Raw genomic sequence first — 14,080 nt, 5'->3', positions numbered from 1 at the left:
TAGATGAAAATATTAATAGCACTGCTTATCTCAACCTTCTCGTTCGCAACAAATTCTTTTGTTGATGAAGTTGATACTTACTTTCAAAGTAATGAATTAACTAAAGTTCGAAATCAATCAGAGTTTCAAATCGATAAGTGTCACACTCACCTAGAGAGTCAAAATACTTTTGGTGAAACGCTACTCTATTTTATAAATGAGCTCGCAACTAAGAAATCAACATTCTTACATATTAGCTCAATATACAAGATGCCTACAAAAATGGCAGATCAAGAACAAGTCGGGCTTTTAAGTCATCCGCTATGTCCCGTAACAAAAGAATCTCTTTCAAAGACGATTAAGAATATGCCAGATGAGATGACGATTGAGTTGGCCAATCGTTTTGCTCGTGAACATAATGAGCTTAGAGAGCAAGAAGATCACGCAGAACTTCAACAACTATGGGGAAAGTTCTTTGGGTGTTTAGCATACACTGAAAGCTTAACAACAGCGGACCTCGCTGCAAGTGAGAAGCTCGCAAAGAAGTATGCTCCAAAAAATTACAAAAGACCTCAAGGGGTAAAATTCTATTACGATAAATGGCAGCCAAAAGTGAGTCGTTTGAATATTGGACTCTATCAATTCACGCCGAATTATGGTGGAAATATAAAACCTTGTGTGGATTCATGGAATCATTATTATTCAAATGAAAGTTGTCAGATAAAGAATAAAAAGAAGGATGCGTTGATTAATGCTTTTGGCTCCACTGCTCAGCATTTCAATGCTTATTGTGGAGTTCATAAAGTCATCGAAGCATTTTCAGTACAATTAAATACTTCGGAAAAAAAATTCACTCATCCGCAAAATCAAGAAGATGGAAAACTTAAGAGCGCAAGTGAAAGATGTGTCACTCCTCACTTCTATGCAGGTTGGTCATACAATCACTTTGGGCCACTACAGAACTCGACAAAGAATAATCTAAAAAAGCTTATGTCTTGTCTCTATAATTAAACACCAGTACAGCTTATAACAAGCTTACCTTTATCAAACTCAATTGACTTACGCCCTTCTACAGCTCCATCAAAAACGATAACTTCAGGAAGAATAGGTTCCACTTCAAACTTAGGCATTACTGAGTTTGCAAAAGGCTTTCCTTCTCTTAATTCAATGCGAAGGTACCCTGTTGAAATGACATAAGAGATCATATAATTAAAATGATTTCCCATCATCAGAGGAACTCCACCAGAGAGAATGCTATGCTTTACACCAGAAGCGGCACCTGAGTGGAGACGGTTTAACTGATCAATATATGAAAAAGAACAAGATACATTATTAAAAGATGATTGCTCTTTTGCATCGACAACGAGAAGAGAGCTTAAGTTATAAGTTCCTTCTTCAAGCCCTAATAGACCTAAGTATTCATGAAAAACGATCTTTAACTTTTCATGATCATTAAGTGACTCCCAACGCTGTTGATTAACATGAATTTCTAAGGTCTCAGGAAAATTCTTTGCAACAAAGCCACGCTCATTACGACAACGGTAATCACCGGCCCTCGAACAAAGTTTATAATTCACAGAGAAGACTGCTGTCTTATCAACAATTAAATCCAATAGATCAAGATTGATATCATCAAAGATACTATGCTTTGAGAAAAGAAGTGCCTGTTGCCCTTCGATTTGATCACGAAGCTTCGCTCCAATTTCAAAGAATTCAGCTGCGATATCATCACCACCATTCCCTTCTCTTCCAAGGCGTAATGCCTGATCAAGAATATTTTCGTCAATATTAAAATCTTCTGGACGATCTTTTAATATCTCTAAAACGTGAATTCTTTCTTCGATATTTTTCTTTAATAGAAAGCTCTTATTAATCTTTGTTTCTTGTAAATTAATCTCAGGCCTTGCAACCCTTAGACTTGCACGAATTTGTTTTGCCTTGTCGTTTGCTGAAGCAGAAAGCATCTGAGTTAGAAGAATCGATAAAATAATAAGTTTCATTTTCATAAGCTAAATCATATCGGCCAACTAAGAGATATTAGGCCCTTATGTAAAATATCTCCATGGTGTCCATATCTTAAGCAAACGCCAAGTCACTGATTTCACTGACTTTTATTAGAGATTTTGTGACGATAACTTTATCTGGAACTTCCTTCAAAGATGCCTCATACTTATAGCTAATGGATTATTTAGAATTACTCACAAAAATACTTGAAGAAAAGAAAGCAAAGAATAAACGCTTTTCGATGCGCTCCTTTGCTAATTACCTCGATATGGACCCAGGTCTTCTTTCTAAATACTTAAATGGTAAACGTGAAATTCCGGATGCCTTCATCGAATCAAGAGCGCAACTCTTAGGAATTACAGATGAAGAGCTTTCCAAAATTAAAAAAGAGGTAAGATCTAAAGAGGTTATAAAGTCATTTCGCCTCAAAAATCCAAAAGAAGAATATACTCGTGTCGATATGATTCACCAAGAGGTCATAAAGAATTGGCAGTATTACGCTATCCTCGAGCTAATGAAAGTTAAAGGCTTCGATCCAACAGCAAAGTGGATTGCGGGAGAGCTCCATACGACTGAAGACTATGCACAAAGCCTAATTGATGACCTTGTTGAAGCAAAGTTGTTAGAAGTTCGTGAAGATGGTGATTGGCTCGATCTTACGGAAGGAAGCTCTACTCATGCACTTAGTGATGAAGATATCAATATGGCCAATAAAGAATCTCAACGTCGTATTCTTGAACTTGCAAAGCTTGCCATTGACGAAGTCACTCCTGAGTTTCGTGAGCAATCATCAATGATGATGGCAACTAATAAGAAGAAAATTGAAGAGGCAAAGGTGCTGATTAGAGACTTCAGGCGTAAGCTTTGTGATTTTCTCGAAGATACAAATGAATATGATTCAATCTATCAATTAAGTCTTTCACTTTTTCCGCTCAGTGGAAAAAAGAAGAAATAACTCCTTAAAATTATTAAAAGCTGTAGTATTTATATGATGACAATCGAGGGTCAACACATTGGCCCCTGCTCATATTGAGCGCAGTCCTCCTTTCGATTACATTGGCAAAAAACAAAAGGAGAACAACATGAAAACTTTAATTTTAATTGCAACATTAATCCTATCGATCCAATCATTTGCTGCCGGAAAAATCAAACATGAAACTTGTAATGTTGTGATGGCAAAAGGTCCTTATTACGGAACATTTGCAAATTATGATATGCCAAAAGATTACTTTGATAAATTTAGACAAGCTTTTGAAAGAAAGGGATATAATGTTGTCGATCAAATGAGCATCGGAACTTATCATGATCATCCATATGTTCATCAAAATGCTAATGATCAAAAGGCACTAGCTTTCTTTTATCGTGCTACTTACCAAATCATCTCAGGAGACCTTAGAGGTGAAAATTCAGATGACCACTTATGCCGTATGAATGTGGAGCTTTATAAAAATAATTATAGAGTGATCTCTAAGGAAGTAACAACAAGTACAGAAGTAAGCTTATTTAAAAATCAGTACAGAAAATCAATTTGTAATAAAGTATTTAGAAACTTCAAAAAATCGATTCCAAAATGTGAGATCAAATAAGAAAGGGCCTCTAAGGCCCTCTTCTAATTAACTGTATTCTTATAATATTTGATACTACCCTTCATTCCAAAGATTAAATGACCTTGGTCGAGAATCAGTGAATCCGCAAAAACACTTTCATCCCCAAACTCGATGGAATTAATCACTTTCCCCTCATTTAGGCCAAGATAAGAAATCTTTCCCTTGCGATCAGAGAAAATAAGTTTTTCACCGTCATACTTAACTGACGAATAGTTGTAGCCAATTTTCTTCTCACGACTGGCGTACTTCCACTCTAGTTTGGAAGTAATGCTATTCCACGCATAGACTCTTCCATCAAAGTCATTAAAGACAATAAGGTCATCAAAAACAATTGGCTTTCCAATGACAGGAGAATCAATATTAATTGAGCTAATTTGTTGTCCTAGTGAATTTAAACAAACAAGCCCACCTAACTCAGACTTAACGTGAAGCTCCCCCTGAATAAAGCAGATATTATCTCTTGTAGCGACTGGTCCATACCAACTAGAAAGAGGAAGCTCTTCTTTCCATAAAAGCTTTCCTGTTTTCACATCAATTTTATAGGCGAATGGCCTTGCCTTACCAATATCTTCTTCCGGTACCCCACTTGCCACGTAAAGCGCCTGGTCTCTTACAAGAACAAAGGCATCCATATGGCCACCTTTGTATTGCCAGATTAGCTCCATCGAATTTGGATCAATTGCATAAAGGCCATCCCCACCTGCTGATTGAAAGAGATAGTCCTTTCCATCAATTTCTTTGAGAACAGGGAAGATTTCAGTGTGTCCTTTAGTTTGAAATGAACCAACAACTTTCTTAGCATTAGGATCAAATTTATAAACCCTCATATGGTGAGAAGCGTGAAGGCCTTCTCCAAAATATAAGAACCCTTTATAGTAGACCGGAGTCGGTGAAAGAAATTTCCCGAAGAAAATCTTATTCTTAATTGCTCCTGAATTTATATCAATGACAAAGAGGTTTCCTTCTTTGGAGCCAACAAATAATTCGTCGCCAACCACAACACCAGAAGCAAAAATACCTTCTTCAACACTTTGTTGCCACAAAAGACCAGCTTGCGCCTCTAGTGGAGCTTTTGAAAAGCTAGTATCTTTATTCACAAACTCCTGCACAAAAAGAGGTACAGGGCCATGCTTTAAGTATTGGTAAGCTTCCATTCCGCCATAAATAAGAACATTAAAGATCATGGCCGAAATCAAAATCTTTGGCTTTAATAAAACCTCTAATAATTTCTTAGGACCTTCGGCCTTAAGCTTTATTCCAAAAAGGCCTGCAATAAAAGTCGCAACGACTGTGATACCAGTACTTAAGAAAGCTAGTGGTAATAAAACAGTTGGTACAATTGAGTAGCTAAAGTCACTACATAAATTATTGCATGAGTTTAATTGATCCAGTATTTCCATCAACGAAAACATCTTCTCCACCTTTGAATTTTAAATGACATTGTTTAATTCCACTTACTGCAGGGATTCCCATCTCTCTGGCGACAATTGCACAGTGAGACAAGACTCCACCACGCTCGACGATGATTCCACTTGCCTTAGTAAAGACAGGTGTCCATCCTGGGTCTGTTGACTGGGCCACAACAATTGCATTTTGAGGCCAATCAATCTCCTTCCAACTTGCGGGGTTATTTACAACAACAATTTTTCCTCTAACGACTCCAGATGAAAGCCCCTCTCCCATAAGGTCATTTGTACTAGATTCTTCCTCTCCATCAATAACTGCTTTAATCTCCTGGAGAGAAGTAACTGTTGAGAAATTGAAGTTCTTAAACATATGAGCGCGCTCTTTTCTTTCTTTAATTAATTCAAGCATTGAAGATTCAAAACTTAGGATCTCTTCTTTATTTAGAAAGAAGATATCATTTTCATCTTCAAGCTGAAGTCTTCTCGCCTTTTCCAGAGCAAGGAAACGGATATGAGCATAAGGCCTTAGGATGGCCATTTTCCACTTTTCTCTAAGCTCTAATAATTGCTTGAGTATTTTCCATTCTTCTAGAATTAAAGTCTTCTTAAAAGACTTCATTGCCATAATTTCTGTCTCAACATCAATAAATGCATGAGAGTTCTTATCCTGTTCATATTTCTCAACAGGATAATCATAGAATGCATCATCTCCAATCTCAGACCATCTCTTAGCACTTAAATCAAGCTCTCCCGGTCCACGATGGCCATAACGAGCAAGAAAGAGTGATCTCGTATTAGGTTTTGCACAGGCCTTTTTAAAATATAGCCCCATATTATATGTTTCAGAGTTAATCCCAGCGCCAGACCATTTCTTAATCATCTGATCAGCTTCTTGCTCAGTATAAATACTTTTAAGAAGAGAGATTAAGGTTTGAATTGTTGTCTCTGTTAGAGAAATCAAAATATATGGCCACTCTAGAGTACGATTACTAAAGATTGCGATCTCTTTTGAAAGGCGATCATTAATCTCCTCTTCACTCCAGTCTTTATAGATTGTTGGATCATTTGGTCGCTTTGAGATTGTTGTAATCTCAAGTAGTTCTTTTGAGGCCTCGTCGATTACTTCTTGGCGATGAGTATTGATTGAAAGTCCAACCTTGAGCATACGCCACATTGTTTGTGGGGTACGAAATAAAACCTTTGGAGTAATTTTCGAAAAATGAAACTTCAGGTGCGGTCTTGGTATAGGCTCGATTGAATACGGAATTGGACCAAAGTACATCTGACCTAGTTTACTTAGGTTAATATAATTACGGCCAAAGACCTCATCCATAATGGATTCATTTCCATCAAAACCAACATAGCCTAATTTTCGGAGGGCCTTATCAAAGGCTTGATCTCTTTTAAATGACTCAGACCAAATCTGTGTCGTTAGCGTTGTCGGAGAGACAGTCCATTCAGCAAATGTTTGTCCATCCCAAACTGTATCGTCAGAGAAGACACTTGAAAGTCTTTCAAGCTCGTCATGGGCCAACTTCTTAAGATTTGTAATCGATGCCTTGGCAGTAATTGGTCTTGCCTGTAATAGATAAACCTTTCCGGCCTTATCAATTGCCCATTCGATATCAAAATCATCTTGGTACTTATCTTCAACGAGATTAGCAAACGCAACAATCTCTTTTACTTGTTCTTCAGTGATATGCTCACTTTCAAAATTCTCTTCACTTAGAATGATCGGAGTACGCTTTCCAGAAACGAGGTCTTCACCTACTCCATCAATATACTCTAGCATCCAAGTTTCGAACTTACCTCTTGGGTCCTTTGAAAAGTAAACACCTGAATATGAAGGGTCAATCATACGCTGAACAACGACATTCATTGGAACTTCTTTATCTGAACCAAGAAAGTGTTTACGATAGGCCTTAGACGACTCTTTATGAATTGAATTAAAACAATTTTCAATTGCATGCTCTAAGTCTGTATCATTGCTTACATATAAGAAGGTCGAATTTTGACCTGCGAAACTATTTTCTTTTGAGTCTTCACCAGTTGCTGAACTTCTTACAGCGAGAGAATATTCTCCATCGCGTGCAAATTTAAAAATTTCTGCTAACTCGTCTTTCGTCGGTAGTGCATCAAGAATAATTCCATCAGGGACAACAATTCCCATCTGGGCCATCATCGCCAGCATATAGGCCTTGCCACCAACTTCTTTCTTCTCTTCAGGGAGATCCTTAAAATAATACAACATAAATGCCTTCCTCTTCTTGATAAATTTATATCGTTTACGAGACAGTCATTACATGACAATCGTCACCTTTTGTCACATTAAATGCCGAATATCAGGAAATTAGCGTCTTGATTGTATCAATTGACTCTTTTGGCCAATATGATTCCTGTGTCACAATTGCGTTAGTATTAACTCTCTCAAACTTAACTTCGTCGTTAACTAAGCTTGGAATCAAATGAGTTAATAACTCTTTTACATTTGAAACATTCTTATTGATTACATTTGTGATCTCTTCTAGAGAGCAGGCTTCGTCTTTCCAGCAATCGTAATCAGTCACAAGTGCCACTGTTGCATAAGCAATCCCAGCTTCTTTTGCAAGGTAGCTTTCAGGAACATTAGTCATCCCAATAACACTAGCACCAAAGCTGCGATAAAGTTCAGACTCTGCTCGTGATGAATACTGTGGGCCTTCAATGCAAATATAACTTCCACCAAAGTGAAACCTTGTTTCGATTTTATCAGCTACTAATCTAATTCGTTCAATAAGAGCTTTTTCAACTGGCTCCGCCACAGAAACGTGCCCTACGATTCCATTTTCAAAGAAAGATCTCTTACGTAGTCCCTTTGTCCAATCAATAAACTGATCCGGAAGAAAGAAGTCACCAGGCGCAACTTCTTCTTTTAAAGATCCCACTGCAGAAATAGAAATAATATGAGTCACTCCAAGAGACTTTAGAGCAAAAATATTGGCGCGGTAATTGATATCTGAAGGACTAATATGATGGCCCTTCCCGTGGCGAGTAATAAAGAAAAATTCGCTACCATTGATCTTTAAATGATCAATGTTACTACTTGGATCTCCATAAGGAGTCTCTATCTTTAATGAGTCGACTCTCTCCATAAGATCAAGATCGTAAACCCCGCTTCCACCAATTACACCTATTTTCATATTACCTACTTATAAAATACTGCTAAGAATTGATTGTACTCACGCCCATTCTTAGTACGTGAGTTAATTGTTTCTATCTTCACATTAAGATTTGCCTTGTCTGCCCAAGAAGCAATTTCTTCATTAGAGAAACCAAAGTGTTTCACTCCCATTCCCTTTGGATCAGGATGAAAGCTTCCATCTTCAGACTCAAGATCAACGATGGCCATCTTTCCACCCTCATTTAACATGCCAGCAAGCTTCAGCGTCATTTGTTCAGGAGAATCAAGATGATGAAAAGTCATCGAACTTATAATCAAATCAAATTTTTCATTGAGCTCTTGATTTTCTAAATCAGTATTGACCGATTTAATATGATCGTAGTCAGCTGTTTTCTTATTGAAAACTTCAAGCATACCTGTGGATGTATCCACTCCTGTGATACTTTTAGCATCATCGATAAACTCAAGGCCAAAAAGACCTGTTCCACATCCAAAATCAAGAAGATCGACTTTACGAGAAAGATTAAGACGTTCTCTGGTTTTTTCTGCAAGCGTTTGCATTAGGGAAATCTTATCTTCAGAGTCCCAAGTATTGGCCGCATGATTAAAATGTGACATATTTTTTCTCCATAAATGACTAATTTCTAAACGTTATAATATCTAATCAAAAAACATGTTAAAAGTCATATTTTTTCCCCCTATTCTTCTTCAGAAAATACTAAGAAAAAAGCTATAAATGACCGATAATAAAGGTATGAGAACAAGGCTTCTTTTGCTATTTACAGGTATTATTATTGCAATAAATACTTTTGCGCAAAGTGCCTCAGTCATCGAATCCCACCAAGAATATGAAATAGCGGCCTGCCAAGATATAGAATCAAATAACCAAAATGATGAATACTATATTGGTTGTGAAAATGGACGAATCAATTACTTTGAAGATTTCTCAGTTCTGTCAAAGTCAGCAAGTGCTATTGAAAGAAATATTTACGAAGACAATCTTCTAAGTGAGCTAAGAGAATTCACAATAAGAGAACTTAGAAAGAACAAAGCATACTTTGATAAAATAAAAGAATGTCTCATTTCAAATAATCCAAATTGTAACGAGATCAAAGAGTCCATACTTAATACAGTAAGAACAGAATCTCCAAAACTTAGGGCCACAATGTCTATGATGGTCCCTCCCCCAAACTTCCAGAGGATGAAACCAATCCTCTATAGCACATCAATAAAGCATAAGTTTCAGAATAAAGAACTTAAGCCATTAACTAAAGATGAAAGGGTAAAAATTGAAGAGGAAGCAAAGGCAATAAAGTATCACTTTAAACAAGCTTGGTTTGAGGATAACTTTGGCAAAAACAAATGTATCGAAAAGTTATCACCTACTTCTTTTCGCTTTCTTCCTTCTAAAGGACGTTATTCATGTGAGTCATTTCACCAGCGAACACGAGATAAAGCGGTTGCTCTCAACATGGCCAACTACCGTAAAGAACTAAAGAAAGAGTATAATAATAAATTAGCAAGTAATCCGATTCTAGCACATATTGATCTTAGAGGAACCGAGAGCGATAAAGAAATCCTTAGCGAAGTCGCAACAGTCATTTCTAATTTGGCCAAACAAACAAGTCTTTCAATTGATAGACTTTCACATTTAAAAAAAGAAGATGAAGCATCTCTAATTCGAAATGATAATATTTTAAATTCGTTTATTAAAGACAGAGGAGTATCAAGGGTTCTTTGTGATGTCTCTCAGAACCTAAAAGATCAAGAAGAGTTTAATGAGATAAAAACTGACCTCGCCCTAGCAGGGGCAGCACTTATAGGTGGTGGAGTATGCGCCTTCACTGCAGGGATCGGGTGTATAATAGGAGTCGGTGTTGCAGCTGAGACGATTGGAATTAGTATTGCTCAGAACCGATATGAAGAAGCTGCTCTAGCATTCAACTCTGGTCTTACAACAGCTCAAATATATGAGGATCGAAAATTTGAACGAGATTTCACACTCCTGCTTGCTCCACTTTCTGTAACAGGAGAATTTATCGGAAGTGGTGTCAAGTTCACTTCTAAAGCAATACGCTACTCCCCTTCTGGAACAAGTGTTGACTACGATCTAAAGGGGATAAGAAAAAGAGATCAGTATCGTCAATCAACATTCATAAATCCGAACGAAAAAATTGGAAGTAAGGCCGAGTTTATTTCGAAGTATGAAGACTTCGTCCTCACTGGCCCAGAATTAAATAGTCGATGGATTCAAAATGCAAGGGCCACGAATGCATCTCTTTACTTAGATATTGAAAACTCTGCTCTAAAAAGATTAAACGATACAATTGGAGACAAGAGTCTTGTGACATCACTAACAAATGCCCACAAGACAATTATCGCTACGAGAATCAATGAGTTATTAAAGAAGTATCCAAATATAGATATTGAAGTCTATTCAGACTTCAAATCAACGCGCTTTGCCTTTGTTCCAAAAGACATATCAAGTGAAACCAAGGCCCAATTATCAAAAGAGCTCAATAGTGTTTACCAAGAAGCAAATAGCGAATTTGCCGATATGATTAAAACAATGGAGGGAATCCCAACAACTGAAAATATTCGAGGTTGGTTTCAAGCAGGAATTGGAGAGACGGCAGACGAGGCAGGACAGGCATCAAAGAGGAGTCGTTCGGTAGATCGTTCGGGTCAAATTGCAAACTTTCAAAAAGTAAAATTTACGATCGAAGAAGAAGTTAAAAGCATCAAGAAGTATACAGAAAGATTGAATCAGAACCACCCTCTTGCAAAGGTAGGGCTTATTGAGAAAACAAAAGATAAAAAATCTTTTGTGCCTACGCTCGAAGTCTTTGAGGTGGCGAGAAAAGTCTCAGGTCCACCTTCTGCTCAGGGAGAAGCCCTGGCCAATGAATTGAATCGTCGCTTTGGAAGTAAATTATCAATTCAAGATGGGCAAGAATTAATGAGCTATATTAAAAATCTTGACTCCCTAACACCTGGGCTCTGGATTAAAGAGCGTGTTAATGCAAATTTAAACGATGCAAGTTTAGGGGGAATGTCAGGAGATATCACAGGAATGGGAGCAAGAAATATTCGCCAAGTTGCATTTGATATTCTTCATACTGATAAAGACTCACCTTCTGATATCGTCAAGGCCACAAGAGCTGGCGAAGAGAAAGTGACAAAAACCTTTGACCAAATTAAAACGAGATTTAATCAAATTGTAAAAGATGTTTTAGATGAGCGACAAATTGAATACTCTAATGCTTGTAGTGGTGATGACTGTGTCATGATTCCATCAAAGGAATTAACGGCCAAAGATCAGATTGCACTTGTTAGTAAATTCGCATCTCAAGAAAACCCTTCACAGTACAGATTAAGTATTATACCAGCAGGAGTTAAACAGAGTGATCGAACAAACTTGGCCGTCCATGGAGAGCTCGTGGAAAAGCACCTAAGGAAGATTCTGACAGGTGTTGGTGATGGAAAAATCAACCACTCAAAACTTAAGAACTTAACAATCGCGACGAAAATGCCTACACAAATCAAGCAAGGAAAAGTTGACCTTATTATAGGAGTTAAAGAAGAGCTACAATTCACACCTCGTGAGCAAGTACTAATTCAGAAGGCCCTAAAGGAGTCGATTGAAAAAGTGAATAATGAACTAGGAACTGAAGCGGCCGAAAAGAGCAGTAACTATAGTGCTGGGACTATGGCATGGATCTAAGTTACTTTAACAAGTCTCTTTTTAAATCAGAATCAACTGGGTACTCACCAATCCATGGGGCATGGGCCAATCCATAGAGTTTTTTATCATCCTTACGTTCAAGAATGATCTTATCATTCTTTTTTATGACAACTTGATCTCCATTAAGCTTATAGATGGAAATGATATCTCCCTCTTTAACATCGACACTACTTTCAACAAATGCCTTCAATTGATTTTCAATATCATCATAGTGCTTTAAAGATTCCTGCCACCCTTTTTGTGAAAGTTTCTTTTCGATATCTCGAAGATATCTAATCTTAAGTAATTCAACATCATCACTAGAGTTTTTAAAGTAAGAGACTTCATAAACATCCCATATAAAATATGACAAGGTCCCCTTTCCAATCAGGCGCAATTCACTATTTGCAGCGCTAGCGTAGAAAGTAAGAAGTCCTAATAATATAACATTTCTCATTAGTTTAATCATAGTTCACCACCTTGGCCCTTTTTAAAAACTTAAGAGCAATAAAAGTAAAATCAAGCTCAAATTCTTTATCTGCAAAATTCAAGCTAGTCTCATTTGCATGATGATTATTTTGATATAGCTCACCCATCATTAAAAAATCAATTAAGAGAGTATTTTTGGAGTGGTCATCCAGATTATGATTTCGATAGCCATATTTATGGCCACACCAGTTTACAATCGCTCCGTGAATTGGCCCTAAAAAACTGTGAATAGGAACTAATAGAAGATACCAATATGAGTCCGTGAATAATAAATACATGAGCGTATAAAGCACGACAAAGAGCAATCTGACGAATACGGAATCAGCGAAAGCAACAACACTAGGATATTTCTCTTCTTGTGTTTCTACGCTCATGTACTCCCTATAAGTATGAAACATCATAGAGATAATATTTTTACTAACAACTGGAGAATGAGGGTCTCCAATGTCATCTGAATGTTTATGATGATTTAAATGCAATGCTCGATAATGTTGAGGACGCAAGAAACTAGGCCCTTGTGCAATAATAGTAAGAACCAAGAAAAACTTGTCCCAAGCAGGTGTTAGCTTACAAAGTCCATGAGATATATAACGATGTAAGTAAAAGGACTGACAAAATAATGACAAGTACCAATGGATAAATAAAAAGCATATTGCAAAAATCATTTTAATCTCCGTGTTTGACTACTTCTTTTCAAATAAGAAGTGTCCAACAAACCATTCCTCACCCTTGTCATGGCCAAACAACTCGGCACAAGATGCAAAAAATATCTTCCAACGATGAAACCAAATATTGGCCTGGTCTTCACCATAGGTAGCGGCCATAACTTTCATGATTTCAGGACGTTTCTTCTCCATATTTTGAAACCACTGTTCTGAAGTCTCTTGATAATTGGCACCATTAACCTTCCATTTTTCTACTAGTTTGAAACTATCTTGCACCTTCTCAAATAGGTCAAAACTAGGCATTACTCCCCCAGTAAAGAAATATCGCCCCATCCAATTGTCTTCTCCCTGAGTTTCAAAGAAATACGAGGCATCTTTATGGCAAAAGATATGTATAAATAGTTTTCCATTGTCTTTTAACCATGAAGAGACTTTAGAGAATAAAGAATTATAGTTGCGCATATGTTCAAACATTTCGATCGAAACAATTCGATCAAACTTACGGTCAATACTAAACTCATTGATATCGCATGTTTTAATCTCAAGGTTGTTTAAGGAGCGCTCTTTAATGCGATCTTCAATAAACTCTCTTTGCCCATTGGAGTTTGATATGGCAATGATTTTTGAATTTGGAAACTTCTTCGCAAGATAGAGGCTTAGTGAACCCCAACCACAACCTAATTCAAGTATATCCATACCATCTTCAATCTTGGCCCTTTCGCAATACTTTTCAAGCATTGCACTTTCCGCTTCATCAAGAGTCTTAATCCCATCATCAAAAAGAGCACTTGAATACTTTAGGTTAGCTCCTAAAACCAACTTAAAAAACTCCGGTGGAAGTTCATAGTGTTGCTCATTTGCTTTATCGACATCTTCTGCAATGAGAGACTTATTGAATTCTTTGATGATTCCATTCTTATGGAACTCGAGATTTTCATTAATTTCATCCTTACGTTGTTTAATTAATTTTCTTATCCCCATTCTAATTAATGGATCAGGAATAAAACCTCTTTCAGCAGCACTCATTAATATAGACATCATATCCT

Annotated in this window: 12 protein-coding genes; 4 read left to right on the top strand and 8 right to left on the bottom strand. The window is 37.0% G+C overall.

What is annotated here, in order from left to right; translation table 11 throughout:
- Positions 1–3: 3 nt before the first annotated feature.
- Entirely contained in the window at positions 4–990 is a 987-nt protein-coding gene (locus ABMA72_RS14115; protein ID WP_393057600.1) for a hypothetical protein, read from the top strand.
- Here the strand turns inward: ABMA72_RS14115 and ABMA72_RS14110 are convergent.
- Positions 987–1,985 carry a hypothetical protein gene (locus tag ABMA72_RS14110; RefSeq protein ID WP_392859491.1) on the bottom strand — a complete coding sequence of 333 codons (999 nt, stop codon included), beginning with the start codon at positions 1,983–1,985 and terminating at the stop codon, positions 987–989. The genes ABMA72_RS14115 and ABMA72_RS14110 overlap by 4 nt on opposite strands.
- Before the next feature lie 173 nt (positions 1,986–2,158).
- On the opposite strand from ABMA72_RS14110, the gene ABMA72_RS14105 reads away from it, so the two are divergent.
- Positions 2,159–2,938 carry a DUF4423 domain-containing protein gene (locus tag ABMA72_RS14105; RefSeq protein ID WP_393057598.1) on the top strand — a complete coding sequence of 260 codons (780 nt, stop codon included), beginning with the start codon at positions 2,159–2,161 and terminating at the stop codon, positions 2,936–2,938.
- 127 nt (positions 2,939–3,065) lie between these two features.
- Positions 3,066–3,569, top strand: coding sequence for a hypothetical protein (locus tag ABMA72_RS14100; protein ID WP_393057597.1), 504 nt, complete (start codon positions 3,066–3,068; stop codon positions 3,567–3,569).
- Positions 3,570–3,592: 23 nt separating this feature from the next.
- Here ABMA72_RS14100 and ABMA72_RS14095 read toward each other — a convergent pair whose 3' ends face one another.
- The 4 genes from ABMA72_RS14095 to ABMA72_RS14080 form a co-directional block, all read right to left on the bottom strand.
- Positions 3,593–5,002, bottom strand: coding sequence for a PQQ-binding-like beta-propeller repeat protein (locus ABMA72_RS14095; RefSeq protein ID WP_393057595.1), 1,410 nt, complete (start codon positions 5,000–5,002; stop codon positions 3,593–3,595).
- Entirely contained in the window at positions 4,956–7,247 is a 2,292-nt protein-coding gene (locus tag ABMA72_RS14090) for a PEP/pyruvate-binding domain-containing protein (RefSeq protein ID WP_392859481.1), read from the bottom strand. The genes ABMA72_RS14095 and ABMA72_RS14090 overlap by 47 nt, the downstream gene beginning before the upstream one ends.
- A 91-nt stretch (positions 7,248–7,338) precedes the next feature.
- Positions 7,339–8,175, bottom strand: coding sequence for an S-methyl-5'-thioadenosine phosphorylase (mtnP, locus tag ABMA72_RS14085; protein WP_392859479.1), 837 nt, complete (start codon positions 8,173–8,175; stop codon positions 7,339–7,341).
- A gap of 5 nt (positions 8,176–8,180) precedes the next feature.
- A complete protein-coding gene (locus tag ABMA72_RS14080) occupies positions 8,181–8,774 on the bottom strand; it encodes a class I SAM-dependent DNA methyltransferase (RefSeq protein WP_392859476.1) in 594 nt (197 codons plus the stop codon).
- A 136-nt stretch (positions 8,775–8,910) separates the two neighbouring features.
- On the opposite strand from ABMA72_RS14080, the gene ABMA72_RS14075 reads away from it, so the two are divergent.
- Complete coding sequence (locus ABMA72_RS14075; protein ID WP_392859474.1) at positions 8,911–11,880, top strand: hypothetical protein; 2,970 nt, start codon at positions 8,911–8,913, stop codon at positions 11,878–11,880.
- 1 nt (position 11,881) lies between these two features.
- On the opposite strand, the gene ABMA72_RS14070 is transcribed toward ABMA72_RS14075, so the two are convergent.
- From ABMA72_RS14070 to ABMA72_RS14060, 3 genes are read right to left on the bottom strand one after another with little or no spacing between them, the layout of a single operon-like run.
- A complete protein-coding gene (locus ABMA72_RS14070) occupies positions 11,882–12,349 on the bottom strand; it encodes a chalcone isomerase family protein (protein WP_392859472.1) in 468 nt (155 codons plus the stop codon).
- The gene (locus ABMA72_RS14065; protein ID WP_392859469.1) at positions 12,342–13,034 is read right to left on the bottom strand and encodes a fatty acid desaturase; all 693 of its coding nucleotides are present in this window, start codon (positions 13,032–13,034) and stop codon (positions 12,342–12,344) included. Before ABMA72_RS14065 ends, ABMA72_RS14070 begins: the two co-directional genes overlap by 8 nt.
- Before the next feature lie 18 nt (positions 13,035–13,052).
- The gene (locus tag ABMA72_RS14060; RefSeq protein WP_392859466.1) at positions 13,053–14,072 is read right to left on the bottom strand and encodes an SAM-dependent methyltransferase; all 1,020 of its coding nucleotides are present in this window, start codon (positions 14,070–14,072) and stop codon (positions 13,053–13,055) included.
- Positions 14,073–14,080 lie beyond the last annotated feature (8 nt).

The organism is Halobacteriovorax sp. CON-3 (assembly GCF_043196995.1).
In the GTDB taxonomy this organism is placed as follows: Bacteria; Bdellovibrionota; Bacteriovoracia; order Bacteriovoracales; family Bacteriovoracaceae; genus Halobacteriovorax_A.
The sequence above is the reverse complement of the archived record's forward strand: the minus strand, read 5'-3'. Positions and strand labels throughout refer to the sequence as shown.